Origin of the sequence: Stutzerimonas zhaodongensis (assembly GCF_003696365.1) — a bacterium.
Taxonomy (GTDB): domain Bacteria; phylum Pseudomonadota; class Gammaproteobacteria; order Pseudomonadales; family Pseudomonadaceae; genus Stutzerimonas; species Stutzerimonas zhaodongensis.
The window spans coordinates 228916-255074 of the sequence record NZ_RFFM01000002.1 but is presented as its reverse complement, the minus strand read 5'-3'; the positions used below and the strand labels follow the sequence as shown (position 1 = coordinate 255074).

General features: G+C 57.7%; 27 protein-coding genes. 14 read left to right on the top strand and 13 right to left on the bottom strand.

Annotation, left to right across the window (positions count from 1 at the left end):
* The 7 genes from flgK (at position 1) to EA797_RS09450 (ending at position 5912) form a co-directional block, all read left to right on the top strand.
* A complete protein-coding gene (flgK, locus tag EA797_RS09480) occupies positions 1 to 1989 on the top strand; it encodes a flagellar hook-associated protein FlgK (RefSeq protein ID WP_122164970.1) in 1989 nt (662 codons plus the stop codon).
* Between the two features lie 11 nt (positions 1990 to 2000).
* Positions 2001 to 3239, top strand: a complete 1239-nt coding sequence (gene flgL, locus EA797_RS09475) for a flagellar hook-associated protein FlgL (RefSeq protein WP_122164969.1) — start codon at positions 2001 to 2003, stop codon at positions 3237 to 3239.
* Positions 3240 to 3374: 135 nt separating this feature from the next.
* The gene (locus tag EA797_RS09470; RefSeq protein ID WP_122164968.1) at positions 3375 to 3689 is read left to right on the top strand and encodes a ComEA family DNA-binding protein; all 315 of its coding nucleotides are present in this window, start codon (positions 3375 to 3377) and stop codon (positions 3687 to 3689) included.
* Between the two features lie 457 nt (positions 3690 to 4146).
* A complete protein-coding gene (locus EA797_RS09465) occupies positions 4147 to 4608 on the top strand; it encodes a YkvA family protein (RefSeq protein WP_122164967.1) in 462 nt (153 codons plus the stop codon).
* A 136-nt stretch (positions 4609 to 4744) separates the two neighbouring features.
* The gene (locus EA797_RS09460) at positions 4745 to 5068 is read left to right on the top strand and encodes a helix-turn-helix domain-containing protein (protein ID WP_122164966.1); all 324 of its coding nucleotides are present in this window, start codon (positions 4745 to 4747) and stop codon (positions 5066 to 5068) included.
* A complete protein-coding gene (locus EA797_RS09455) occupies positions 5065 to 5445 on the top strand; it encodes a hypothetical protein (protein WP_122166214.1) in 381 nt (126 codons plus the stop codon). Before EA797_RS09460 ends, EA797_RS09455 begins: the two co-directional genes overlap by 4 nt.
* On the top strand, positions 5445 to 5912 hold the full coding sequence (locus EA797_RS09450) for a tetratricopeptide repeat protein (RefSeq protein WP_122164965.1): 468 nt from the start codon (positions 5445 to 5447) through the stop codon (positions 5910 to 5912). The genes EA797_RS09455 and EA797_RS09450 overlap by 1 nt, the downstream gene beginning before the upstream one ends.
* Here the strand turns inward: EA797_RS09450 and EA797_RS09445 are convergent.
* The 8 genes from EA797_RS09445 to minC all read right to left on the bottom strand — a co-directional run bounded on the left by EA797_RS09445 (position 5879) and on the right by minC (position 14916).
* Positions 5879 to 7675 carry a bifunctional diguanylate cyclase/phosphodiesterase gene (locus tag EA797_RS09445; RefSeq protein ID WP_122164964.1) on the bottom strand — a complete coding sequence of 599 codons (1797 nt, stop codon included), beginning with the start codon at positions 7673 to 7675 and terminating at the stop codon, positions 5879 to 5881. The genes EA797_RS09450 and EA797_RS09445 overlap by 34 nt on opposite strands.
* Positions 7676 to 7772: 97 nt before the next feature.
* Positions 7773 to 9902, bottom strand: a complete 2130-nt coding sequence (locus EA797_RS09440; protein WP_122164963.1) for a carboxy terminal-processing peptidase — start codon at positions 9900 to 9902, stop codon at positions 7773 to 7775.
* Positions 9903 to 10334: 432 nt separating this feature from the next.
* On the bottom strand, positions 10335 to 11624 hold the full coding sequence (locus tag EA797_RS09435) for a M18 family aminopeptidase (RefSeq protein ID WP_122164962.1): 1290 nt from the start codon (positions 11622 to 11624) through the stop codon (positions 10335 to 10337).
* Entirely contained in the window at positions 11593 to 12303 is a 711-nt protein-coding gene (locus tag EA797_RS09430) for a class I SAM-dependent methyltransferase (protein WP_208644430.1), read from the bottom strand. Before EA797_RS09430 ends, EA797_RS09435 begins: the two co-directional genes overlap by 32 nt.
* On the bottom strand, positions 12303 to 12938 hold the full coding sequence (locus EA797_RS09425; RefSeq protein ID WP_122164960.1) for an RluA family pseudouridine synthase: 636 nt from the start codon (positions 12936 to 12938) through the stop codon (positions 12303 to 12305). Before EA797_RS09425 ends, EA797_RS09430 begins: the two co-directional genes overlap by 1 nt.
* A gap of 85 nt (positions 12939 to 13023) precedes the next feature.
* On the bottom strand, positions 13024 to 13281 hold the full coding sequence (gene minE, locus EA797_RS09420; RefSeq protein ID WP_019341568.1) for a cell division topological specificity factor MinE: 258 nt from the start codon (positions 13279 to 13281) through the stop codon (positions 13024 to 13026).
* Positions 13278 to 14093 (bottom strand): septum site-determining protein MinD, encoded by an 816-nt coding sequence (gene minD, locus EA797_RS09415; protein ID WP_122164959.1) that lies wholly within the window; start codon positions 14091 to 14093, stop codon positions 13278 to 13280. Before minD ends, minE begins: the two co-directional genes overlap by 4 nt.
* A gap of 91 nt (positions 14094 to 14184) precedes the next feature.
* Positions 14185 to 14916: a septum site-determining protein MinC gene (minC, locus tag EA797_RS09410; RefSeq protein WP_122164958.1), complete on the bottom strand. Its 732-nt coding sequence runs from the start codon at positions 14914 to 14916 to the stop codon at positions 14185 to 14187.
* 160 nt (positions 14917 to 15076) lie between these two features.
* On the opposite strand from minC, the gene EA797_RS09405 reads away from it, so the two are divergent.
* Positions 15077 to 16027, top strand: a complete 951-nt coding sequence (locus EA797_RS09405) for a lipid A biosynthesis lauroyl acyltransferase (RefSeq protein WP_122166212.1) — start codon at positions 15077 to 15079, stop codon at positions 16025 to 16027.
* Here EA797_RS09405 and EA797_RS09400 read toward each other — a convergent pair.
* The 3 genes from EA797_RS09400 to EA797_RS09390 form a co-directional block, all read right to left on the bottom strand.
* Positions 16017 to 16862, bottom strand: coding sequence for a pirin family protein (locus tag EA797_RS09400; protein ID WP_122164957.1), 846 nt, complete (start codon positions 16860 to 16862; stop codon positions 16017 to 16019). The genes EA797_RS09405 and EA797_RS09400 overlap by 11 nt on opposite strands.
* Positions 16863 to 16956: 94 nt before the next feature.
* On the bottom strand, positions 16957 to 17712 hold the full coding sequence (locus EA797_RS09395) for an MlaA family lipoprotein (RefSeq protein WP_122166210.1): 756 nt from the start codon (positions 17710 to 17712) through the stop codon (positions 16957 to 16959).
* Positions 17713 to 17719: 7 nt separating this feature from the next.
* Entirely contained in the window at positions 17720 to 19012 is a 1293-nt protein-coding gene (locus EA797_RS09390) for a serine/threonine protein kinase (protein ID WP_122164956.1), read from the bottom strand.
* A 467-nt stretch (positions 19013 to 19479) separates the two neighbouring features.
* Between EA797_RS09390 and EA797_RS09385 the strand changes: the two genes are divergently transcribed.
* Positions 19480 to 20631, top strand: a complete 1152-nt coding sequence (locus EA797_RS09385) for a sensor histidine kinase (protein ID WP_122164955.1) — start codon at positions 19480 to 19482, stop codon at positions 20629 to 20631.
* Positions 20632 to 20657: 26 nt separating this feature from the next.
* Here EA797_RS09385 and EA797_RS09380 read toward each other — a convergent pair whose 3' ends face one another.
* Positions 20658 to 20882 (bottom strand): DUF2061 domain-containing protein, encoded by a 225-nt coding sequence (locus EA797_RS09380; protein ID WP_122164954.1) that lies wholly within the window; start codon positions 20880 to 20882, stop codon positions 20658 to 20660.
* A gap of 260 nt (positions 20883 to 21142) precedes the next feature.
* Here EA797_RS09380 and EA797_RS09375 point away from each other — a divergent pair, with 260 nt between their 5' ends.
* The 5 genes from EA797_RS09375 (at position 21143) to EA797_RS09355 (ending at position 25917) form a co-directional block, all read left to right on the top strand.
* Positions 21143 to 21457 (top strand): DUF485 domain-containing protein, encoded by a 315-nt coding sequence (locus tag EA797_RS09375; protein WP_122164953.1) that lies wholly within the window; start codon positions 21143 to 21145, stop codon positions 21455 to 21457.
* Positions 21457 to 23112 carry a cation acetate symporter gene (locus EA797_RS09370; RefSeq protein ID WP_122164952.1) on the top strand — a complete coding sequence of 552 codons (1656 nt, stop codon included), beginning with the start codon at positions 21457 to 21459 and terminating at the stop codon, positions 23110 to 23112. The genes EA797_RS09375 and EA797_RS09370 overlap by 1 nt, the downstream gene beginning before the upstream one ends.
* Before the next feature lie 193 nt (positions 23113 to 23305).
* Positions 23306 to 24112 carry an SDR family oxidoreductase gene (locus EA797_RS09365; protein WP_122164951.1) on the top strand — a complete coding sequence of 269 codons (807 nt, stop codon included), beginning with the start codon at positions 23306 to 23308 and terminating at the stop codon, positions 24110 to 24112.
* A 110-nt stretch (positions 24113 to 24222) separates the two neighbouring features.
* Positions 24223 to 25368 carry an MFS transporter gene (locus EA797_RS09360; RefSeq protein WP_122166209.1) on the top strand — a complete coding sequence of 382 codons (1146 nt, stop codon included), beginning with the start codon at positions 24223 to 24225 and terminating at the stop codon, positions 25366 to 25368.
* A gap of 126 nt (positions 25369 to 25494) precedes the next feature.
* A complete protein-coding gene (locus EA797_RS09355) occupies positions 25495 to 25917 on the top strand; it encodes a hypothetical protein (protein ID WP_122164950.1) in 423 nt (140 codons plus the stop codon).
* A gap of 3 nt (positions 25918 to 25920) precedes the next feature.
* Here EA797_RS09355 and EA797_RS09350 read toward each other — a convergent pair whose 3' ends face one another.
* On the bottom strand, positions 25921 to 26151 hold the full coding sequence (locus tag EA797_RS09350; protein WP_122164949.1) for a YheU family protein: 231 nt from the start codon (positions 26149 to 26151) through the stop codon (positions 25921 to 25923).
* Positions 26152 to 26159 lie beyond the last annotated feature (8 nt).

The following is a 26159-nucleotide window of genomic DNA, read 5'->3' as shown; positions in this document are numbered from 1 at the left end:
ATGGCTGACCTACTGAACATTGGCCTTTCCGGCCTGAGCGCCAGCAAGAGCCAGTTGTCTATCACCGGCCACAACATCAGCAACGTCAACACGCCGGGTTATAGTCGCCAGGATGCCTCCCAGGCTACCCGCGTACCTCAGTTCAGCGGCGCTGGCTATGTGGGGTCAGGTACGACACTGGTGGAAATCCGCCGGACCTACAGTGAATTCCTAACCAGCCAGCTGCGCAGCAGCACGTCGCTGAGCAGCGACGTCGAAGCGTATAAGAGCCAGATCGATCAGCTCGATTCTCTGCTGGCAGGCAGCACAACGGGTATCACGCCGTCGCTGCAGAAGTTCTTCTCTGCGTTTCAGACTGCTGCTGAAGATCCGGCTAACATCCCGGCGCGGCAACTGGTGCTGGCCGAGGCGGAAGGGCTAGCCCGGCGGTTCAATACGGTATCGGATCGCCTGACCGAGCAGAACAACTTCACCAACAAGCAGATGTCAGCGGTGACCGATCAGGTCAATCGGCTTGCTGGGACCATTGGCAGCCTCAATCAGGCGATCGCTATTGCCTCTGCCAACGGCAAGCAGCCCAATGACTTGCTCGACAAGCGTGACGAGGCGGTGCGCCAGCTGTCGACCTATATTGGCGTCACCGTGACGCCGCAGGACGACAACAGCTTCAACGTCTCAGTCGGTACCGGTCAGCCTCTGGTGGTGGGCAGCACCGTCAGCCGTCTTGAGGTCGTTCCGGGGCAAAGCGACCCTAATCGTCACGAGATCCAGTTCGTCAGTGGCAACTCCAGGCAAGGGATCACTTCGCAGATCACCGGGGGCGAGTTGGGTGGGTTGATCCGCTATCGCGAAGAGGTTCTGGATTCGACGATGAATTCGCTTGGCCGGTTAGCACTTGCGGTCAGTGATCAGATCAATTCGCAGCAGACGCAAGGACTGGACCTAAAGGGGCAGGTTGGCGAAGCTCTGTTCGGCGATTACAACGCTGCATCGCTCATGGGCTTGCGAGCAACGCCGTTCCGCGGAAACACTTCAGCAGCCGATGCTTCGCTCCGCATCACCGATACCGGCAACCTGACGATCAGCGACTATCGCATGGAATTCGATGGTTCGAACTATTCCGCCAGGCGTTTGAGCGACAACGCCAGCATCACTGTAAGTACCAATGCTGGTCCACCGGCCTACCTCAGCTTTGCCGATAATGCTGGCAAGGATCAGGGATTCACGGTGGCTATCAGCGGCACGCCGAATGCGGGTGACAAGTTTTCGCTGCAGCCAACCAGGCGTGGTGCAACCGACATCAAAACCGTGCTCGACCAGGCGGATCAACTTGCATTCGCTGCTCCTGTGAGAGCGCAGAGCAATCTGCAGAATATCGGCAACGGCGTCATCAGCCAGCCGGAAACCACTGGCGCTGTGAATATCGGCACGCTCAAGACTGCTCTTTCCGCCGACATTACATTGACCTACAACAGCGGCAGTCCGCCATCCATCACGGGTGCTGGAGTCACTCAGCTAAGCCCTGCCGAGTTCACCCCAGGGCAGACCAATGAATTGTCTGTCACGATCGATGGCCACAGTTTCAAATTCACGGTCAGCGGCCGGCCACAGCAAGGTGACACCTTCACGATTGGATTCAATCAGAATGGCGTCTCGGATAACCGCAACGCGTTGAAGATGGTCAATCTTCAGACAAAACAGACAATCGGGGTTGATGGCGCTGTGCCTGGCTCAGGTAAGAGCTTCACTGATGGCTACGGCGAGCTGGTTGAGCGGGTCGGAACCCTCACGGCCCAGGCGCGGATGGACAGCGATGCCACCGGAGCGATTCTCAAGCAGGCTACCGACAACCGAGATTCACTTTCGGCAGTGAACCTCGATGAAGAGGCCGCCAACTTGATCAAATTCGAGCAGTACTACAATGCGTCCGCTCAAATCATTCAAGTTGCCCGCTCCATGTTCGATACATTGATTAGTACCTTTAGGTAACGGGCCCGACCATGCGCATCTCGACCTTGCAGGCGTTCAATAATGGCGTCAACGGCATACAGCGAAACTATGCCAATGCCACGCGGACACAAGAGCAGATCAGCACAGGCAATCGGATCCTGACGCCGGCTGATGATCCGGTAGCATCGGTGCGTCTGTTACAGCTGGAGCAGCAACAGAACGTACTGAGTCAGTACAACTCGAACCTCACGGCGGCAAAGAACAGCCTGACCCAGGAGGAAGTAACGCTCAATTCGGTGAATACCGTGCTTCAGCGTGTCCGCGAACTCGCGGTGCAGGCAGGTAACGGCGGGCTGGATCCCCAGGATCGCAAGGCCATCGCCGCGGAGTTGGGCGAGCGAGAGGATGAACTGCTATCGTTGATGAATACGCGTAATGCACGCGGTGAGTATTTATTTTCAGGGTTTCAGGGCAAAACCCAACCTTTCGTCCGCGGCCCCGATGGCAGCTACAGCTATCAGGGTGACGAAGGCCAAAGAAAACTCCAGGTCGCCAGCTCGTTGAATATTGCTATCAGCGACAACGGCAAGTCCGTGTTCCAGTCCGTGACCAACGCAGGGCGCTTGTCGATGAGCCCGGCGGCAGACACGATCGTTGCGCCAGCGGTGCGGTTGTCGGCTCCCCTGGTTAATGATGAGGTGGCATTCGCTGCTTTCGATTTTCCTGCCGGGGGCATCGAAGTTCGCTTCGCAGACCCAGCTGACCCCAAGAAATATGAAATCTATGAAGTGGGCGGCAGCACCGTTTTGAGTGCTGGACGATTGGATGAGGATGACAAGTCGAGCGACAAGCTTGTCTTTCGTGGGATGACGATCCATGTAGACGGTGTGCCGAGCGGAACTGAAACATTCACCGTTAACCGAAACGGGATGGAGAAGCAGGGCATTCTGGATACCATTTCCAGTCTCCGCAAATCCTTGGAAAACCCCGCTACAGGCAATAACGGAGTGCGTGACGCCGTTGCAGTGGCTTTGACAAACCTTGACCACGGCATGGTCAGTGTCGATCAGGCGCGGGGCAATATCGGCGCACGCTTGAATGTGATCGAGACTACCCAAACCGATAACGAAGATGTCGCCTTGGTCAACAAGGGCGTTCAGGCGGAGCTGCGAGAGTTGGACTACGCCGAAGCGCTGTCTCGCTTATCCATGCAAACGGTCGTTCTCGAGGCTGCACAACAGAGCTACGTGAAGATTGCAGGGTTGAGCCTGTTCAACATCATGCGCTAGTCGTACCTGCACGTTGTAAGAGGCATCGATCACAGAATCGCCTGCTCAGTTTGACATGCCGATGTTCCTGATTAGAGTGGTGTTGCGGCGCATGGAGTACCGCGCCGTAAAACCACACTCATAAGGACATGAAAAATGATTAGGACTTTCCTATCGGCATCGGTATTCGCATTGCTTACCGGCTTCGCAGTAAGCAGCTATGCAGCTAAAACCGAACCCGTAGCCCCCGCTTCAGCAGCCGTTGTTCAAGCTGCCCCAGTCAATTTGAATACCGCCGACGTCGAAACCCTGACCCGCGAGCTGAAGGGTATCGGCGAAACCAAAGCGAAAGCCATCGTTCAGTATCGTGAAGCTCACGGTCCGTTTACTTCGATTGACGAGCTGCTTGAAGTTAAGGGGATCGGCGCTGCAACGCTGGAAAAGAACAGGGCCAAACTCAGCCTTAATTGATCGGCTGTATTCAAAGAAAAAAACCGGTCTTTTGACCGGTTTTTTTTGCTTCTATCAACCCAATGGATTTTTTTTGCTACGGCTGGCTCGTACCGATATTTGTTCAATCGGAACGACATTGCTGAAGCTCTGTCTTCTTTAGAATGCAGCAACGCTGACCGATGTACGGTTTAAAGCCAAATTCGACTTAGAAATACGTTGACATGTGGCGGTTATGCACATTCATCAAGCTGACATCTCCGAATAAGCTGTGTGGTCTTATAAAAAACTCTCGACAATTATAAGTTACTGTTTTCTAAAGATTTTTATTGGGTGAACAAAAACTCGTCGATCTGTATGTAACCCGCGTCGTTTGGGCGTTTTGGAAGGTCATCCAGAATGTGTTCACAAGGTTATCCACAGGATCTGTGGATAATATCAATGCGCTTACGTGGCGCGGCTTTGAGGGGAGTCAACCATGAAGGCACCTTGGAAATTCCTGAAATATCTACCGCTCGCTCAGCGTGTACTGGCTCGTGGAAGACTACCTGTCGTGCTTTTGGCCGTTGCGCGCAAGCGTTCCGCCAAAGGCGGGCTGATCAAAGGGTTGCGTGAAGACCTAAGTTTGCTGCAGGCGCTGTGCGTCGCGTGGTGGCGGGGTGAGTACAGGGCTATCAGTAAGCCCGCTTTGGTCGCCGTAGTCGCGGGTCTGCTTTATTTTCTATCGCCCTTGGACGCCATACCAGACTGGATACCTGGGCTGGGCTTCGTTGACGATCTTGCCGTCCTGGCCTGGGTGATGCGCAAATGGGCCGATGAACTGCAAGCATTTCGGACGTGGAAAGGACGCCAACCTGCCGATGTATTAGCTGAAATTGATCGACTGCCTGCACCTGGCGAACCCATGGCTGATGACGTCGGCGGAGCTCGAGGCGTCTAGGACCAGTGGCCAATCTCCAATCGTTTATCGAAAGCGCCATGCCTTTCACGCTTTAGTGGGCTTTCGTCCACCAAAAAATCGCTCTCACGCTGTTAACATCCGATTTCATTTACGGAAACAATCAGCGAGGTAGCGGATGAGCGTTCAGATCATCATGCGTGACGGCGTGCCTGAGTACGCTGTTCTGCCTTGGGACGAATATCAAAAGCTGGTAGGCGCTCAAGGCCCGAGCACAGCCGTACCCGCGGCGGTTTATTCACCTGCCACGCTCCCTCGATTCGATGACCTTGCTGTCATCAGAGAGGCCAAGGGCATGAGTCAAGACGCACTAGCGCGTTCTGCCGGCATAAGTCCGGTGTATCTGAATCTCATCGAAAGCGGCGAGCGCGACCCCGGAGAACCAATACGCCGCGCGTTGGCCCGAGCGCTGGAGATCGACGGATGGGAGCAGCAAGCGTGAACGATAGCGCTCCGTCAGTACGTATCAGCAAGCAGCATTGGCTGGCACTGCTGAACGAATTGTCCGACGCCCGACGTCAGCATCACCTGGTTACCTATCGCGCTCTGATAGAGCGCCTTGAGTTGCCGGTTCCTGCGATGCAGACCCTTACTGCTGCCCTGGAGTATTTGGCTGCCCTCGATGCGCGTGCTGATCGGCCGTTGCGCAGTGCATTAGTGATCAGTCAAGGCGCGAGCAGATTGCCCAAAACCGGATTCTTCGAATGTGCAACGCGTTTGGGGCGCTTCTCCGGTCCTGCGGATGGTGCTGCCGCTGCGTCGTGGCACGCAGGTGAAGTAGCCCGCGTATTTGAATTTGATTATCCGGAGATGCCCTGATGCTGCATAAATTCCGGGCGCGCGTTGGTTACATGGTCGCCCGCAAATTGATGAGTGCTCGTTGGGCCGTTCAACATCCCAGAGTGTGGCGCTGGATTGAAGGGCAGTTTTCGCGGATGGCGGCTATTGGCGATACCAAGGCGCAGAGCTTCTACGGCCATATTCTGCTTTTCCGTGGTCAGGGCTACGGCGCACGGCAGGAGGGAATTCGACTGCTACGTTTAGCTGCCGAGAAAGGTGATGCAAAGGCCGCCTACCAGATGGGTGTGATTAGCCTGAGCGAAGATGCCACACACGGGCCAGACGGCGCTAAGGCCGCCCATTGGTGGTCGCGAGCGGTCGAGGCGGGGCACCCGCTCGCAGCTACCCGACTGGCTCAGCTATATCTGGCAGGCGGCCATGGGCTCGAGCGAGACACTCAAAAGGCGGAGCATTACAAGGCCAGTGCCGCCAAGTTGGGGTTGTGACCATCGGTGATATGCAGTTCGGGGTCCACTACGTGCAGACTGTATCCCGGTGCCTGCTTGGCCTGGCGTTTAGCTTCCGATGCAAGGCTGGCTAGCAGCGACGCATCCAGTTCATCGCTGGCGTTGGGCTTCAGCGGAACGGCGCCGACGGACAGAGAAAGCAAAGGGTAACGTTGCGACCCTCCTTGGCGAGCTTCGGCGATGAAGCAGCCCTCAGCCAGGTGTTCGCTGCGGTAAAACCGCCTGCAGCGTAATTCAAAGGCCTCGAATAGCTGTTCGATTCTTGAAGCCCAATCTCTCGAATCGATTACCAGCATGAAGTCGTCGCCCCCGATGTGGCCGACAAAATCTGAACCAGAGTCGATCAGTTCATTCAGGCATTGGGCGAGGCATAACAGAATCTCATCGCCCTTCGCATAACCGTAAAGGTCGTTGAAGGGCTTGAAGTTATCGATGTCCACATAGCAGATCACCGCTTCGCGGCGATGCCGCAGTAGCAGCGTCAGGCACTGTTGAATCGGAACGTTACCTGGCAACAGTGTAAGAGGGTTGGCATGCTGCGCCTGACGCACTTTCATTTCCGTAATCAGCTTAAGTACGTCGATCACGCGCCCGAGCCCGTGGTAACCGCCGTTGACTGTGATGACGAACTCTTCATCAATGCGCTGTCGCGCACGGCTGGTTAGCAGCCGGCTGACCTGCTGCAGAGAATGCCCAAGTTCAACGGCGAGGAAATCGTCAGTCATCAGCTTGGCGATTGGTTTTCGTGTGAGCAGATCGGTCGCAAAGGGTTTGAGCAGCGCTTCTGACAAAAGATTTCTGTGAACGATGCCGACCGGCACATTCGTTTCGTCAAGCACCGCGACTGAGTTCAGCGATGGCTGTTGCCGAAACATCGTCAATACCTCACCTGCCGGGTGCGAGCTAAGGACAGCGGATTGTCGCAAAACCAGTGCGGACAAGCCGGGCTGATCATCGTTGAGTGCATCTTCACGAGTACCGGCGTCCGGCAACAGAACGGTCGCATCCAGGTCCGCTTGTTCTGCAGGCCTCCCCAGCAGATACCCTTGGACGAGATCGACACCCATGTCCGAGAGAATCTCGAGCTCTTCGCTCAGCTCTATGCCTTCTGCGATGACAACGGCCCGCGATGCCCGGGCGATTTTCATGATGGACTCGACGAACTCGCGTTTGACGACGTCACGGTGAATGCCGTCAATGAAGTAGCGGTCGATCTTCACGTAGTCAGGCCGCAGCTCCGACCACATGCGCAAGCCTGAATACCCCGCACCCAGATCGTCGAGTGCGATTGAGAAGCCCATGTCACGATAATGATGCAGCGCGGCATCGAGCAGCTCAAAGTCATCTGTGGGGGTTTGTTCAGTCAGCTCGATAACGACATTGGCTGCGGAAATACCGTATTTGTGCAGTAGCTCCAGCGTACGCCCCGGTCTGTGAGTCACGTCAAGCAGTGTCTCCGGCGATACGTTGAGGAACAGCTTGCCTTGCAGCCGCTGCTGGGCATACCGGCGGCACGCGCTTTCACGACAGGTCATCTCCAACTCGTTCAAGCGCCCTGCGTGCCTAGCCGCGGCAAGCAGATTGATGGGGGAGTGCAGCGAGGTATTGGAGGGGCCGCGAGTCAGCGCTTCGTATCCCAGAATACGGCGCTCCGATAGCGAGACGATGGGCTGAAACAGGCTGGTGATGTCGCCGTGAGCAAGGATGAAATCCAGCGTGCTCAACTGCTCGGTGACGGTCATGTTGGTCTCATATTGGCGTGGAAATGCGAAGGGCCGCACATCGGCGGCCCTTCGTATTTCACGACGCTACGATGTCATTTTGATGACAGGCCGATGGCTAGCGCCCATTGGAGCTGGTCTTGGCCATTGCATCCTGCAGGCCCAGGTAATCGAGAAGAATACGACCGCTTTCCGATAGATATGCATCGTCTTCAGGTTTGATTTTCTTGTCTTCGATGTGTGGCGTCGTTTCGTCTTCACGCTCGAGTTTGGCCAAGGGCTCTTCACCTTTGGCTTTGCGCAACGTGTTCTCAAGAGTCAGCTGGCGGTTTTCGATAAGCTCCTGCTGGGCACGACGCTTCTCCTCGTTAAGGCTGATGGTCGTCTCGTGAGTCAGCTCTTGCGTAAGAGCGAGCCGATCTCGCGTAAAGACAAAATCAGGATTTTCATTGGTTCGCGCTTCGTGGCGTGCCTTGAGCTCGGCTAAGAACGGCTTGAAGGGGTTCATGTCCGGACTGATCGCCGCGCGGATGCTGTCCCACGGCATTGCTTCAGGCAGAGCGCTCTCGCCGATTTCCTTGGTGTCAACGTCAGCCGGATAGGAGATATCCGGGATTACGCCCTGATGCTGAGTGCTCTGTCCGGAGACGCGGTAGAACTTTGCCAGCGTCAGCTTCAGCTCGCCATGGTTGAGCGGCTGAACCGTCTGGACCGTGCCTTTGCCGAACGTCTGACCACCGACGATGAGGGCGCGGTGGTAATCCTGCATAGCGCCAGCGAAGATTTCCGACGCTGAGGCCGACAGGCGATTGACCAGCACGGCCAGGGGGCCTTTGTAGAACGCTCCTTGCTGCTCATCAGCCAAAACGTCCACGCGGCCATCGCTGTTACGGACCAGCACCGTCGGGCCTTTATCGATGAACAGGCCGGTCAGCTCGGTCGCCTCCTGAAGCGAGCCGCCGCCGTTGTTACGCAAGTCGATGACGATGCCGTCGACTTTTTCCTGCTCCAGCTCCGTCAACAGTTTCTTAACGTCACGGGTAGTGCTCTTGTAATCCTTGTCACCGGCGCGTAGCGCCTTGAAATCCAGGTAGAACGCAGGAATTTCGATCACACCGAGCTTGTAATCGCGGCCGTCCTGCTGAAGGTTGAGTACCGACTTCTTGGCAGCCTGCTCCTCGAGTTTCACCGCTTCACGGGTGATGGCGACAGTCTTGCTGCTCTGGTCATTCGGTGCGTTGCTTGCGGGAACCACCTCAAGGCGAACCACCGAGCCCTTGGGGCCGCGGATGAGCTTGACCACTTCATCGAGTCGCCAGCCGATGACATCGACCATTTCCTCGTTGTTCTGGCCCACACCCACGATCTTGTCCGCAGGCGCGATCTGCTTGCTTTTCTCTGCCGGGCCGGCCGGCACCAGGCGCACCACCTTCACGTACTCATTGTCGCTCTGCAGTACAGCACCAATCCCTTCCAGGGAGAGGCTCATGTTGATGTCGAAATTTTCCGCATTGTCCGGCGACAGATATTGAGTGTGCGGGTCGTAGGACTGCGCGAAGGCATTGATATAAGCCTGGAAAACATCTTCGCCACGCGTCTGCTCAAGACGAGAAAGCTGGTTCTTGTAGCGTTTGATGAGCAGTTCTTCGATGGCCTTCGACTCCTTGCCAGCGATCTTCAGGCGCAATATTTCATCTTTGACGCGTTTACGCCACAGGTCATCGAGTTCCCGCTCGTCTTTGGACCAGGCAGCGTTCTCACGATCGACGAGTAGTTCTTCATCAACGGTGAAATCGAAACTGTCCACGCCTTTTTCCAAAAGGCCCAATGCGTATTGCAGACGTGACTGCAACCGCTCCAAGTGGACCTTGTAGATTGCAAAGCCAGGCTCGAGATTGCCGTTCTTGAGGAAGTCATCGAACTGGTTTCGCCATTCCTTGAACTCGGCCAAGTCACCGGCGGTGAAGTAGCTACGTGATGGGTCGAGCATCTTTATATAGCTGTCGAATATTTTCGCCGAGCGTGCATCATTGAGCGGCGGCTTGTTGTAGTGATGGCGCTTGAGCAATTCGACAACGTTGAGGCTGGCGATCACTTGATCACGGTCGGGCTGCAGGTAATCCCACTGATTGCCCGCAGGCTTCGCAGTGGCGGTCGCGGCTTGAACGCCGAGCAGCAGCGCAACAAGACCGACGGTCAAGGATCGTTTGAATTCAAGGGGGCGACGCAGGGCTGTGTAGTAACGCATATTTGGCCATCAATCAGGCGCCGGGGCAGATTCGCCGGCGGAAAAAAACCACAGCCCGATGGCACCTGACGGCTCACGCCGTGACAGCGACCATTCCGAACTGGCGGGGGACCCCTTCGCACCACACGATACCGTATCGGTAGTTGACGAGATTAGACCGGGGTATCGCTATTGGTTCGAAATGGAAATTATCAGCGGCCTGCTACCGACGGTTAAGCGGGCGCAAGTAAGAAGCACTATGGAGGCAGCATCGAGGCATTGCAAGGTGAGCGACCGGCCTTATGAAGGTCATTGATCGCCACGGAAGCAGTGCAGCTTTCATGTCTTTGACAGGAAAGCTGCACTGCTGCACATCGCTCCGGTCATGCAGCGGGAAAGGTTCGCTGATGTCACCGTAATACACCAGATACCAGCGGTACTGTGTTCATGGCCTCAGGGTAGTTCAGCGCTTGAGTAGAACGCAGCGAGAACCTTGACCAGATGCGCCAGATCCTGACTGCCCGCCAGCTCGCGTATGGAGTGCATGCCGAAGGTGGGCAGCCCAATGTCCACTGTACGTACCCCCAGCTGACTCGCGGTGATCGGACCAATGGTTGAGCCGCAGCCCATGTCGCTTCGGGTGACGAAGCTCTGCACGGAGACTTCATTCTCCAGACAGAGATGACGGAAGAAACCGGCAGTTTCGCTACTGGTTGCGTAACGCTGATTGCTGTTGACCTTGATCACTGGGCCGGCATTGAGCTTGGGACCGTGGTTGCCGTCGTGTTTGTCACTGTAGTTGGGGTGCACTGCATGAGCGTTATCGGCCGAAATCAACAGCGAGCGGTTGATACTGCGCTGAAAGTCCTCACCCTCAGGCACTAAACGGCGCAGAACCTGCTCGAGGAACGGACCGTCTGCGCCGCAGATCGAGGCTGAGCCGACTTCCTCGTGATCGGTGCAGACCAATACGCAAGTTTCCTCTGGGCCGGCTTTCAACAATGCCTGAAGCCCGGCAAAACAGGACAGCAGATTATCCAGGCGGGCGCCGGCGATGAAATCGCCATTGAGGCCGATGACGGCGGCGCTTTGCGTATCGTAGAAGCTGAGCTCGAAGTCCAGTACCACGTCAGCGACCAGGCCATGCTCACGACTCAGCTGGTCGGCCAGTAGCGCGCGAAAATCAGGGCGTTCTTCACTGGCAACTTGCGCCAGAACCGGTGGCAGTTCGGTCTGGGGATTGATGGCCCAACCCTGGTTGGCTTCGCGGTTAAGGTGAATAGCCAGGCTGGGGATCACCGCAATCGGAAGTTTAAAGTTGATCAGCTGACTTTCGATCTTTCCGTCACGGCTATAGGTTACGCGGCCGGCCAGTGACAGATCGCGATCGAACCAGGGCGCTAGCAGCGCACCACCGTAGACTTCAACACCGAGTTGCCAAAAGCCCTGACGCTGCAGTTCCGGCTGCGGCTTGACCCGCAGGCAGGGGCTGTCGGTATGGGCGCCGACCAGGCGCATGCCATGTTCGACGACTGATTTGGTGCCGAGCTGAAACGCAATGATCGCGGAGTCGTTGCGGGTCACGTAGTAACGTCCGCCCAACTCGGTATGCCACGTCTCGCTCTCATTCAGCGGCTTGTACCCAGCGGCCTGGAGAGCCTGTGCCAGATTGGCGGTGGCGTGAAAGGGGGTGGGAGAGGCCCTTAGGTAATCAATAAGGCCTTGGTTGAGTTCTTCGCGCATGACGAGCTCCAGACTGCGAGGCGTCAAAGTCTATAGCATTCATCGTTGGGGGGATAAGCTCAAGGACTGAAGGCCATCTGCACCGCGCCAATGACAGCGGTGCATCTGAATCGCGTCGAGCCACAACCTCGAAGAGATGCCAGTGCTTGGGAGTTCCCACCGCAGTCTTGCCATCGCGCTCGAACTCGCAAAAATCATCTATGGACCAGCCCTTGAAGAGTTTCAGCACTTCCTCTCGTCCGTGAATGGTGAGTCCTTTTGCCGCCCAATCGTCGCGTGGGCCGAAGAAATGACCGGAAAACCACCCACCCTGCCCAAGCGAATCGGAGATGCTCCTCCACAACTCATCAAAGTGTTCCGGCTGACAGAAGGGGAGGGAAAAGCTGGCATTGACGAAGTCCACCACAGGTAAGGAGCGGACGTCTTCGAATGTCCAACATAGCGTGGCGAGCTTATCCGGCGAATAGCAAGCCGCCTGCTCGCGCAGGATCTCCAATGCCCTGACGTCTTGATCGAGTGCAGTGACCGTCCAGCCTTCCGCTAGCAGCTGCAGGCTGTCGCGACCGGCGCCGCAACCGAGATCAAGCGCCTGGCCCGGATCTTCAGCGCGACGGGCGAGCGCCTTTAGCAGGCTAGGATGCGCCGGTGCGCCGCGGGTTGCGTCTAGAAAATCGCGCATCAGAACGGAGCTGGGCAGGTGAACCGCAGGCGCTGGCCAGTTTGTGGATGTGTCAGTGAAAGCATGCTGGCATGCAGGCAGAGCCGATCATGCGCTGTCAGCGCTTGCTCGTGGGCATAAAGTCGATCACCCAACAGTGGGTGGCCGATGGAAAGCATATGCACACGCAATTGATGGGAGCGGCCGGTGATTGGTGTCAGCTCAACGCGGCTGTAGCTGCCGCAGCGCTCCATCACGTGCCAGTACGTCAGGGCGTGCTTGCCCAGTTCGTGATCAACTACGTGTCGAGGCTTTGTTGGCGGGTCGTAGCGAAGGGGTAGATCGATGCTTCCACTGTCCTGCTCGGGTTTTCCCCAGCATAGCGCGGTATAGGCTTTTTCCGTTTCTCGATCGTGAAACTGGCGCGACAGCTCGCGATGGCTATCAGCATCGCGAGCTAGGACGATCAGGCCAGAGGTTTCCCAGTCCAGGCGGTGGACAATGCGCGCCTCTGGATAGCCGTTTTCCTGCAGGCGGGTTACCAGACAGTCCTTGTTGTCATCGGCGCGGCCCGGAACCGACAGGAGAAGGGTGGGCTTGTTGATCACCAATAGCGCGGCGTCCTGATGGACGATTTGAACGTTGCTCAAGGGCATCTATGAATTCCACAAACGACATCGGCGACCGAAGTCGCCGACGAGCCAGTGCAGCACACGCTGACCTGCTGCCTGGCCTGATCGCTTAGCGATCAGGCAGGGTGATGTTCAGTTCGAGGATCGAGCAGCTGCCCTGATCTTCCAGTGCTACCTGAACCTGGTCGCTATCAATGTTCACGTACTTGCGAATCACCTCGACCAGTTCTTTCTGCAGTGCCGGGAGGTAATCCGGCTGCGTCCGCTGGCCGCGCTCATGGGCGACGATGATCTGCAGGCGTTCCTTCGCGATATTGGCTGGCGTTTCCTTCTTCTTGCGTTCACGAAAGAAGTCGAGAAGGTTCATTCGCGGCCTCCGAACAGGCGTTGGAGAAAGCCCTGCTTTTTCACGTCCAGGAAGCGATGGTTCACTTCCTTGCCCAACAGACGATCCACGGCATCGCTGTAGGCCTGACCGGCATCGCTCTGGTCATCAAGAATGACCGGCACACCCTGGTTTGACGCTTTGAGGACCGCTTGCGATTCGGGAATTACGCCCAGCAGGCGAATCGAGAGAATTTCTTCTACGTCTTCGACGCCGAGCATTTCCCCTTTGACCACACGCTCCGGGTTGTAGCGGGTGAGCAGAAGATGTTCCTTGATCGGCTCGTCGCCGTTTTCGGCGCGGCGCGACTTGCTGGCCAGAAGCCCCAGCATACGGTCCGAGTCGCGAACCGAGGATACCTCTGGGTTGGTCACCACGATGGCTTCGTCGGCGAAATACATCGCCAAATGAGCGCCTTTTTCGATACCGGCAGGAGAGTCGCAGATGACGAACTCGAAGTTCTGAGCCAGTTCATCGATGACCTTGCCGACGCCTTCGAGAGTCAGTGCATCCTTGTCGCGGGTCTGGCTGGCGGCAAGGACATAGAGGTTTTCGAGACGCTTGTCCTTGATCAATGCCTGGGTGAGGGTCGCATCGCCCTGAATGACGTTGACGAAGTCATACACCACGCGACGCTCGCAGCCCATGATCAGGTCCAGGTTACGCAGACCGACGTCGAAGTCGACGATGACGGTCTTGTGGCCGCGCAAGGCGAGGCCGGTACCGATGGCGGCGCTGGAAGTCGTTTTACCGACGCCACCCTTGCCGGAAGTGACTACGAGGATCTTGGCCAAGGTGATTCACCCTAAATATGAAGTCGGGACCGTTGCCGAATCGGCTCACAGTGCGCCCGTTTTGGTGCTTGAAAATTCGCGGCAGTATCCGTTAAAGGCGTGTGATGTTCAACACATCGCCGGATAGCCTCATCTGCACGGCTTCGGCCCAAAGTGGGTCGCGTCGCAGGTCTTCGGCTACCTTGTAATGCCCGGCAATCGAGACCATTTCAGCAGCCAGCTGCTGGCAGAAAATACGTGCGTTGGTGTCACCCTTGATGCCAGCCAGGGCGCGCCCACGCAGGGGACCGTACACATGGATATTCCCATCGGCGAGAAGTTCCGCGCCGGGGCTGACGGCCGCCAGCACGATCAGATCGCCGTCTCTGGCGTAGATCTGCTGACCGCCGCGGATCGGAGTGGTCACCACGCGAGTGGGCCGATAGCTCGGCTCGGCAGGCTTGGGAGGTTCAGCGGGCGTTTTGCTGGCGAGGTCCAGCTTGCGCTCCTTGGCGCCTGAGGGCGGCAAGACCGGGAGATCGAGTGCACCAGCCGCACCTATGATCTGCGGATCGGCTGACCGCAATGCCAGTGTCCTTAGGCCACGCTTGCGGCAGAGCGCGATGAGCGCCGGTAGGTCGAGATTGCACTCGGCGGGTAGCTTGTCCAGCGCGAGGACCAGCGGGGTGTTGTTGAAGAAGTCAGGTGCCTGTTCGACCTTCACAGCCAATTGCTGATCGAGACGCTCCAGGTCGTTCTGCGCCAGTTCCAAGATGGTGATGGCGAGCATGCTGCCCTTGAGCTGGAAAACAGGGGCTTGGTCGAGATGATCGGCTTGGCTCATGGTCTGCCTGCTGCGGTAAATGGCGAGGACTTATAACGGGGCGGATCGCAGGCTGCAAGTATTCGCGGCGGTATCGGATGGATGCCGTGCATCGAGACGCAGCCGCATCGGCAGGTGATTTGTGGCTAGAATGCCCGCTTTTATCGGTTCGAGCTTGCTGATGGATCGCCCCCGTTTTAGTCGTGCATTTATGAATCCGCGTTACTGGCCGTTATGGTTGGGCTTCGGCTTGCTGTGGCTGGTTGTGCAACTGCCGTATCGTCTGCTGTTGCTTTTGGGGCGTGGCCTCGGCGAATTGATGTACCGCTTTGCCCGCTCTCGGCGGCACATCGCGCGTCGCAACTTGCAGCTGTGTTTCCCGGAAATGAACGAGAACGAGCGCGAGCGCCTGCTGCGCGCCAACTTTGCTTCGACCGGAATCGCCTTTTTCGAAATGGCGATGAGCTGGTGGTGGCCCAAGTCCCGACTGCAGCGGCTGGCGCATATCGAGGGGCTCGAGCATCTGCAGCAAGCCCAGGCCGAAGGGCAGGGTGTGATCCTGATGGCGCTGCATTTCACTACCCTGGAAATAGGCGCGGCTTTGCTCAGTCAACGACACACCATTGATGGCATGTACCGCGAGCACAAGAATCCTGTATTCGATTTCGTCCAGCGCAGAGGTCGAGAGCGGCACAACCTAGATGCCAGCGCTATCGAGCGTGAAGACGTCAGAGCCATGCTCAAGGTGTTAAGGGCCGGTCGAGCGATCTGGTATGCGCCCGATCAGGACTATGGTCGCAAGCAAAGCCTGTTCGTGCCCTGGTTCGGCATCAACGCGGCAACAGTGACAGCAACCACCAAGTTCGCACGGTTGGGTAGAGCGCGGGTGGTTCCCTACACCCAAGAGCGTCTTGCAGACGGGTCAGGCTACCGGTTGGTGATCCATCCGCCGCTGGCTGATTTTCCGGGTGAAAGCGAGGAGGCCGACTGCCGCCGCATCAATGACTGGGTGGAGGACGCAGTACGGCAGCATCCTGAGCAGTATCTCTGGGCTCACCGCCGTTTCAAGACTCGCCCGGAAGGCGAGCCGAGTCTGTATCGCAAACGACCCAAGAAACCGGTCAGTCTGTAAACACACCCTCGCGCACGTCACGCAGGGCTTGCTCTATCTCCTCACGGCTGTTCATCACGAAGGGACCGTATTGAACGATCGGCTCTTCGATCGGGCGCCCGGCCAGCAGCAGAACCCGGGCGCCGCTGGCTGATGAGAGGCGCAGCGCGCCTTCGTCCGAGAGTCTGGCCAGCTGGTTCTTGGCAACTGTCTCTCCGCTCACTGAAACCTCCCCCTCGAACACGTAAAGCAGCAGCCGGTGACCTTCAGGAAGGGTGGGCTCGATGTCGCTGCCGGGAGGTAGCTGAAGGTCGTAAAGCTGCGGGTCGGTATCTGGACGCTCGACTGCACCCGGTTGATCAAGGCCATCGGCGCGGAAACATCCTGCGATCACCACCGCCTCGATGCCGCACGGCAGCCTGACTTTAGGTATTTGCGCAGGGGCGAAGTCGCGATAGTCCGGGTCGCTCATCTTGCTTGCTGCAGGGAGGTTCAGCCACAGCTGAAAGCCGCGCATCAGGCCATTTTTCTGCTCTGGCATTTCGCTGTGAATCACGCCCCTGGCGGCGGTCATCCATTGCACGCCACCGCTTTCCAGCAGGCCGACATTACCCAGATGATCTTCATGGCGCATGCGCCCTTCGATCATGTAGGTGATGGTTTCGAAGCCGCGATGTGGGTGGGGTGGAAAGCCCGCTATGTATTCGTCCGGGTTATCCGATCCGAACTCGTCGAGCATGAGAAAGGGGTCGAATCGCTCCGGGGCTGCGCCGCCGAACAAACGGGTAAGGCGTACGCCGGCTCCGTCGGATGTCGCACGACCGGTACTGATGGCAAGGATTTCACGTGTGGACATCGGGGCTCGTCCTCAATTATGGATGGACGAAGCGTAAAGCGAGTCGCCCGAACGAAGGATGCGAATTCCTTTTGGTTCGTATCGGGCAATCCGATCATTCCTCGATCTGCAACTCCCGAGCACGGGTGTAGACGTAACGTACCTTTTCATACTCGAACGGCGAGTTGAGCTGCCCGTAGCGGAGATTGGTGGTATGCCGCAGGTCGATCAGACGCAACGCCGTGAGACCGAACTCGCCGCCGCTGGCTTCGGCGTAGCTGAAGTAATCGACCTGCCGCTCAACCCCGAAATCCACTGCCTGGCCAGCGGTGTCGCGCAGGTTCGACGGTCCGAGTGCAGGCAATATGAGATAGGGTCCATGCGGAACGCCATAGAAGCCGAGGGTCTGGCCGAAGTCTTCCTTTTGGCGGGGCAGACCCATGCGAGTCGCTGGATCCCAAATCCCGCCGACGCCGAGTATGGTGTTGAACAGCAGACGTGCAGTAGTGCTCATGGCCCGCTCGCCCTTGAACTGCGCCACGCTGTTGAACAGTGTCGGTATTTCACCGAGGTTACTGAAGAAATTGCTCACGCCGGTACGCACGACCCGAGGTGTGACGTAGCGATAACCGCGCACCGCCGGCAGCATCACCCACTGATCCAGGCGATAGTTGAAGTAGTACATACGCCGGTTCAGCGATTCCCAGGGATCGTAGATATTCAGGGCGTCGAAGGTCGCCCGTTCGAACTCGCGCTGGTCCAGGCCCGGGTTGAACTCAAGATTACGCAGAGGATTGGTGAAACCGTCCTCGTCCGGGGTGGCGGTCTGGGCATTGGCAAAGCCGCTGGCAAGCACCAGCGCGGCAAGCAGGGATCGTCTAACCACGAAAGAACTCCAGCATGTCGTGGGCGTTGACCCGGTATTCGAGATTGCCGCAGTGGCCGCCAAGGGGGTATAGCGTCATTCGGTCACCAAAAGTGCGGCGCAGAAATCCAAGGTCGCCAGCTCCGAGGATGATGTCGTCGGCGTTATGCATCACGCCAATCTTCGGGCTGTCGCGCAGATAATCCTCAAGTGCGTACAGGCTCACCTGTTGGATGAGCTGAGCCATGCTTCCGCCGTCCTGCTGAGCACGCCACATAGGAATCAGTTGCTCGGTGATGTAGCAGTCGAAGTCGCAGAGCAGTGCGCGCCGGAAGAATGGCTCGAGACTGGTCCCTTCGTTGATCGGGTAGTCGGGCGGCACGATCAGACCGCGGCGATTGATCAGGTCGGAGGTAAACGCGATGTCGGCGGCGGAGAAGCGGAACACCGAGCCGATCAGCATGGCCAACTGTTCGTCTGTCAGGCGCAACGCCGATTGCTGGAAATCGAAGAGCATCGCTTCGTCGAGGTTGATCGCGCCCTGCTGGCGATAGTAGCGAGTGAGCTTCTCCAGGACTACTTCATAAAAGGTGGTAGTGCTGTCGATGGCCTCGACTCGCGTCTGGACCAGCTTGTCGAGATTCTTGATCGATGTGTAGAGGTTGACCGGCGGGTTGATCATCAGCACCCGCTTGAAATTAAAGCTTTGCCGCGTCTCGTCGAGCTTGCTGACGAATGCCGCGTTGAGTGCGCCGAGGCTATAGCCGGTGAGGTTGAATTCGGTGACGGGCAGGTCGTGATGCCGCGCGCGGACTGCCTGCATCACACGGTAAAGGTCCTTGGCATCATCGGGGCTGTATCCCGGCGTACCGTAGCGTGAAGCCGCTGCGATGAAGTCGAAGCTCGTCGGTGAGGAGAGCTGCACCACATGGTACCCAGCGCCGTAATACAGTCGCTTGAGCGCCTCGGTCTTGCCTGCCGAGAAGCTACCGCCAGTGCCTGAAATGATGAACATCAATGGTGCCGGGCCCGGTTGCTTCGCCAGCCGGTAGGTCAGCCTTTTAACCGCCCAGAAGTTTTCCGGCAGGATGAATTCGCGCTCCGGTCGAAGGCGCAGGCTGTAGTCGGCCTGGTCGATATCATCATCGGAAGGCACCTCGATACGTAAAGCTGCAGGCGTCGTGGCGATGGTTGCCTCGAAGGGGTTGTGCAGTGGGTAGCCATACTGCTCGGCGCTGATATCCGCGGCGTGGGCGGGCGCTACGATCAGGGTCAGCAGCGCGGTCAGGCACAGCAGCTGTCGCATGTTAGTTAACTCTCTTAGGAAACGCGTCATGGACGGCAAAGTCGTAGGTCCTGGCTGCAGCTGCTAATAATTGCAGGGTGTCGGTAATCACCGCCACTGCCACATGGCTTGGAACGGATGAGCTGACAAGGCCCTCCAGCGGGGTATTGACCGTCATCTGAAGGTTTTCAACCACCCCCGGAACCTCGAGTGATTAGGCCTGCGGCTCACTCTGAAATATGAGGCGGTGCGAATAGTGAGCAACATCGGGTCTGGTGGTCCATCATTGACCACAAGCAAGCGGGCTGGTTGCGTTTCGGTGGGCGGTCAGCTGGTAGTGTGCGCTGCGTCACATATAGCCTGGGTTGCACAGCAGTTCCCGATCATCGGGAACTGCTAGCCAACTCCGCTCAGCCTTCTTGTGCCCAAATTCAAAGTGCCCCTGCGTCGAGTTTGACGTCCCGATCATATATGCGGAGTTCTACTCGATGCGCCTTGCCCAGTTCATTCTCGACAATCTCGAGCCCATCCTGCAGGCATGGGAAGACTTCGCCAAGTCGATCGTGCCGGCGTCCACGACCATGGATTCCAGCGATCTGCGCGACCACGCCGAACAGATGCTAAAAGCAATCGTCGCGGACATGAACTCCGAGCAGACGACCGCCGAACGGATCGGCAAGTCCCAAGGCAACAACTCCCCCGACCAGGATGACGAAACCGCCGCACAAACCCATGCGGTGACCCGCCTTTTGGCCGGGTTCTCCCTTGAACAGATGGTGTCTGAATACCGAGCCTTGCGTTCCAGTGTGCTGATGCAGTGGCTGAATCAGATCAAGAGTGGTACCGATTTCGAAGTCGAGGACATGACGCGCTTCAACGAGGCGATCGACCAGGCACTTGCGGAATCCATCGCTCGTTATTCTCAAGCGGTCAGAGCATCGCAGAACATTTTCCTGGGCATCCTGGGGCATGACCTGAGAACTCCCTTGGGCGCGGTGTTGCTAGGTGCAGAAGTGCTCCTGCTCACCGAAGACCTGGGGCCGCGGCAGACCAAGATGGCGTCGCGTATCTATACCAGCGTAAAGCGCGCAAACAAGATCGTCAGTGACTTGCTCGATTTCACTCGCTCTCAGATCGGCACTGGGATACCCGTGCAACTGGCAGAAACCAATCTGGTGGCTGTGTGCGAAAGCATGGTCGACGAGGTAAGGGCTTATCATCCGGAGTGCGAAATCGTATTCGATTCGAGTGCAGAGCTGACAGGCCAATTCGACGCGGCGCGCATGGAACAGGTCTTTTCCAATCTCATCGGCAATGCGGTTCAGCACGGTCGCGACGCTTCACCCATCAGGGTCAGTCTGCAGGCCAAGCGTGGGCACGCCGTGTTTACCGTGCGAAATCAAGGCGATCCGATTGCCAAGGATGCACTGCCCTATATCTTCAACCCCATGAGCCGGCATTCCCAGTACGCAACACAGGAGCGGGGCCCGGGCGCTGGGCTGGGCCTGGGCTTATATATCGCGGGGGAGATCGTCTCTGCCCATCAGGGACGCATCGAGGTGGAGTCTCACGTCAATTCCGGTACCGTTTTCGTCGTGACCTTACCGCTCACTTCGCCTGTGGTCGGCAACGACGCCTGACAGAGCGCGCCATCAAAGACCAATCATCAAGCCTGATGATGCAACCATGCATGGGCCGGGATCTCGGCGGGCGGTGCCTGACGCTTGTCCAGACGCTGCCAGATCTTTTCATGAAAGTAGAACCCCACCGAGTTGCACAGCGGTTCGATCGCCGCCACCAAGCCACCGGCAGCTAGGCTGCCGGTGAGGGCATAAGTGACCGAGAAGGCGATACAAAAGTGCATCAGGGTGAAGGTCACGGTCTTGATCATGGGTGTCACCTTTGGATTCATACGAGAATTATTCTCTGTTGAGATGCAGTCTTGTCTTTCCTTCGGAACATTGGTAATCGCCTTCTTCGATGGCTCGAATTGAGCGTCTCTATAATTCCCCTAGATTCGAACAAATGCGTCTAGAACGGGCATTACAGCAAAATAAAAACCAGACTATGGTCGAGTGGTGTTCGCTTTGGCTGTCTCTAAAGTAGCCGCCTCGTCCGCAACAGCGGAGATGGGTACTGTGGAGAAAGCTAATGCAGAACGAAGAAATCTATCGGCAGATCTATGCCAACCCGCGGTTTCAGGAACTGGTCGCAAAACGCGGTCGATTTGCATGGCTGCTGTCGGCGCTAATGCTTGGTGCCTACCTCGCGTTCATCCTTCTGATCGCATTCGAACCCGCGATTCTTGGCATTCCTCTTGGGGCGGATACCGTTACTACCTGGGGCATCCCGGTGGGTGTCGGTGTGATCTTCATGGCGTTCATTCTCACTGGCATCTATGTCCAGCGGGCCAATGGCGAGTTCGATCGCATCAATCAGGAAATCCTCGAAGAGGCTCAAAAATAATGATCATGCGCCTCTTGTTCGCCGCCGTTCTCCTGGCTGCGTCGCCCTTGTTGCTCGCTGACGCCATCACTGGCGCAGTCGAGAAACAGCCGACGAACTACACCGCCATCTTCATGTTTGTGGCGTTCATCGTTTTCACCATGGGCATCACCAAGTGGGCAGCCAAGCGCAATACGTCCACGGCCGACTACTACACCGCCGGGGGCAGCATCACCGGGTTCCAGAACGGTTTGGCGATTGCGGGCGACTTCATGTCGGCCGCGTCATTCCTGGGTATTTCGGCGCTTGTATATACCAGCGGCTATGACGGACTGATCTATTCCATCGGCTTTCTGGTTGGATGGCCGGTGATTCTCTTCCTGATGGCCGAGCGACTTCGCAATTTGGGCAAGTTCACCTTCTCGGATGTAGCCTCCTATCGCCTCGGCCAAACCCAGATCCGCATCCTGTCGGCCTTCGGCTCGCTGATTGTGGTGGCGTTCTACCTGATCGCGCAGATGGTGGGCGCCGGCAAGTTGATTCAGTTGCTGTTCGGCCTGGACTACTACGTGGCTGTGGTGTTGGTCGGTGTGCTGATGGTCATGTATGTACTATTCGGCGGGATGCTGGCGACGACCTGGGTGCAGATCATCAAGGCTGTCCTGTTGCTTTCTGGCGCTAGCTTCATGGCCATCATGGTGATGAAAGCCGTGAACTTCGACTTCGGCAGCCTCTTCGCCGAAGCGGTGAGCATCCACGAGAATGGTTCGGCAATCATGAGTCCGGGTGGCCTGGTCTCCGACCCGATCTCGGCGATATCCCTTGGGTTGGCGCTGATGTTCGGTACGGCCGGACTGCCGCACATCCTGATGCGCTTCTTCACTGTTGCGGATGCCAAGGAAGCCCGTAAGAGCGTGTTTTATGCGACCGGCTTCATCGGCTACTTCTACATCCTGACCTTCATCATCGGCTTCGGCGCAATTCTGCTGGTCAGCACCAATCCTGAGTTCAAGGACGGGGCAGGCGCCATCATCGGCGGGACCAACATGGTGGCGATCCACCTGGCCAGCGCGGTGGGCGGCAATCTGTTCCTTGGCTTCATCTCCGCCGTGGCCTTCGCCACTATTCTCGCGGTCGTTGCCGGTCTGACGTTGGCCGGTGCCTCGGCTGTTTCCCATGATCTCTACGCTTGCGTGATCAAGAAGGGCAAGGCGAAGGAAGAGGACGAGATGCGGGTTACCAGGATCACCACGTTGAGCCTGGGTGTATTGGCAATCCTGCTGGGCATCATCTTCGAAAAGCAGAACATCGCGTTCATGGTCGGTCTTGCGTTCTCGATCGCAGCCAGCTGTAACTTCCCAGTGCTGTTCCTCTCGATGTACTGGAAAGGACTAAGCACACGCGGCGCTTTGATCGGCGGTTCGCTGGGCCTCGCTACTGCGTTGATCCTGACCGTCATCAGCCCGACCGTATGGGTCGATGTGTTTGGCTATTCCCAAGCCATTTTCCCGTACAAATACCCAGCGCTGTTCTCAATGATCGTGGCGTTCGCTGGAATATGGTTCTTCTCGGTCACCGACAAGTCGAGGTCGGCGAACCTGGAGCGGGAGCGGTTCTTCTCGCAGTTCGTTCGTTCGCAGACCGGGCTCGGTTCCAGCGGCGCGGTTGCTCACTGACCGCTGAGCGATATGTTGAGAGGCAGCCCTCGGGCTGCCTTTTTTTTCGCCTTGAGAATATTGCTGTGGCTTGAGAAAGAAGCATCAAATCGGGCACGAGACATGACCGTCATTCAGCATTTCGATAGAGGCCGGAGCCTGCGTTGGCTTTCGCTAGACTCCTGGCAACTCAACGAACAAAAGGTTACAAACGATGCAAAACCGCATGATGGTCACTGGTGCCGGTTCCGGCCTTGGTCGCGAAATCGCCTTGCGATGGGCGCGCGAGGGCTGGCAATTGGCCCTGTCGGATGTCAACGAGGCCGGCCTGGCAGAAACTCTGAAAATGGTGCGCGAAGCAGGCGGCGATGGGTTCACTCAACGTTGCGACGTTCGTGATTACAGCCAGCTGACCGGCCTGGCGCAGGCCTGCGAGGCCAAGCTCGGCGGTATCGACGTGGTGGTCAATAACGCGGGCGTCGCATCGGGCGGTTTCTTCGATGAACTGTCGCTGGAAGACTGGGATTGGCAGATCGCGATCAACCTGATGGGTGTGGTCAAGGGCTGCAAGGCTTTTCTGCCGCTGGTGCAGGCCAGCCATGGCAAGATCATCAATATCGCCTCCATGGCCGCATTGATGCAGGCGCCCGGGATGAGCAATTACAACGTGGCAAAAGCTGGTGTGGTCGCCTTGTCCGAAAGCCTGCTGGTCGAACTGAAGCAGCAGAATGTAGGCGTGCATGTGGTATGTCCATCATTCTTCCAGACCAATCTGATGGACTCCTATCGGGGGCCGACTCCGAACATGAAGGCGCAGATCAGCAAGCTGCTTGAAGCTTCGCCCATTACTGCCGCAGACATCGCTGACTACATCTATGGCCAGGTTGCCGAAGGCGTCTTCATGATCCTCCCGCACGAGGAGGGACGCATGGCCTGGAAGATCAAGCAGCAAAACCCGCAGGCGATCTACGACGAAATGGCGGTGCTGGCGGAGAAGAAGCGCAAGAAAAGCAAAACCTGACCAGGCGGTCCGTTTTGCTTGCCGTGATCCGGGGTCGGGAGTAGGGTTGCCTGTCCGATCCCGTCCGACCTCATGGATTCACTGTGAAAAACCCATCTCGCTGGCTGCTCATGCTGGCTCTGGTGCTTGCCGCCATCAATCTTCGCCCCGGTATCACATCTTTTGCCCCATTGATCGAGCGCATCGCCGAGGAGCTTAGCCTCAGCAGAAGCCTGATCAGCCTCACCACTGCATTACCTGTTCTGCTGATGGGGTTGCTGGCGCCTCTGGCGCCGCGGTTGGCCGTACGTTTCGGGTTGGAGCGCACGATCGCTTCCTGCCTAGCGCTCATCGGGGTTGCACTGCTGCTGCGGCTGTTTGGTGAGAACCCGGTGATGTTGATTGGGACGGCTGCCATGGTGGGTGCCGGTATAGCTGTTGCAGGGCCGCTGTTGTCGGGTTTCATCAAGCGGTACTTCCTCGACAGCATGGGCAAGACGGCGGCGTTTTACTCGCTCAGCATGGCGGTTGGCGGGACTATCGGTGTAGTGCTGACCGCGCCCGCCACTCAGGTGCTGGGGCAGCGCTGGACACTGGGCCTGGCGCTTTGGGCAATCCCTGCACTCCTGGCGCTGGTCGTATGGTGCCGACTGCCCAACCAGCCTGAAGCTGCCGTTGAACACCGCGCGGGCCTGCCTTGGGGGCAGCCCCGCGCCTGGCTGGTGAGCATCTATTTTGCGCTGCAGGCCGGTCTTTTCTATGCGTTGGCGACCTGGCTGGTGGCGCGCTATCACGAAGCCGGATTCAGCCTTCTACAGAGCAACGCCTTCTTCAGCGGCTTCATGCTGATAGGGCTGCCGAGTGCCTTCGCCATGCCCTGGCTAGCGCAGCGCTTCGGCAACCGACATCTGATGATGGCGGGGTGCGGGGTGCTGGCCACCGCTTGCTTGTTTGTCATCGCATGGTTTCCTCAGGTCACGCCCCTGATGACTTGCATGCTGTTGGGCGTGGCGTTGAACGGGACATTTTCCATGTCGCTCGTATTGCCGATGTACGAAGCGACTACGCCGCTGGCTGTGAGTCGGCTGACGGCGATGATGCTTTGTACCGGTTACTCCCTCGCGTGCTTCAGCCCGGTGTTGACTGGTCTGGGGCGTGACATCGCCGGTGACTACCGCTGGCCATTTCTGGTCCTGGCGGGCATGTCGGCATTGATGTCAGTACTCGCTTTCCGCCTGGCGCCTCGGCTGGATCCCGCGGCGGGCAGCTCTCGCTGAAGGCCTTCGCGAGAGGTTGTGGTCTGCGTCACTATTGCGCAGCGCCGTCTCGTTCAATAGGGCGCAGGTGCTGGAAGACGGGCTGAATTTGGCTACCATCGTGGTCTTTGAATCGAGAGTCGCCCAGTGGAGCCGGAATCCATCCTCTATGGCAGCATCCGTGGCTGGCCTTCATCCGACCCTGATGAATGCGGGCAACGCCGTGCAGTGAATCGCCGCGCGCTGGATCGCCTGCCACAGGGCGACGGCTGGCCCTTCATCGGCCGGGAGATGTTTTCCTGTTGCGCGGAGGAGGGCCTCTATCAGACCCAGGTTATTCACTTCGGCGCCAGCTACCGTGCGATCGAGTACGAGTGGGCGCTCTGGGTACGTCACTTCGAGGCATTGCTGCATGAACTCTACTGGACGAGCGCGGTAGTTCATCTGGAAACCGAGCTCAACGGCACCCATACCTTTCGTTGGGAGACCGAAAGCGGCTCGCATAGCCCGCACCAACGCGATTTGCGCATACGCTGCGCCTGGGAGCGCGACGGCGGAGTGCTGGGCTGAGCCTCAGTCCTCCAGCCATTCCTTGGGCACGTCTCGTTTCAATGCCAGCTGGCATTGCTGGTTGTCGGCGTCAAAGACGATCACCGCGCTGCCTTTGTTCAACGCATGCCTGACGCGCTCCACCCGAGTTTGCAGGGGCGTTTCGTCACCATTATCGGTGCCCTCGCGTGTCACGAAGTCCTCGATGAGGCACGTGAGGGTGTCGGGTTCGAGCTGGTCGTATGGGATAAGCATGAGGTCGG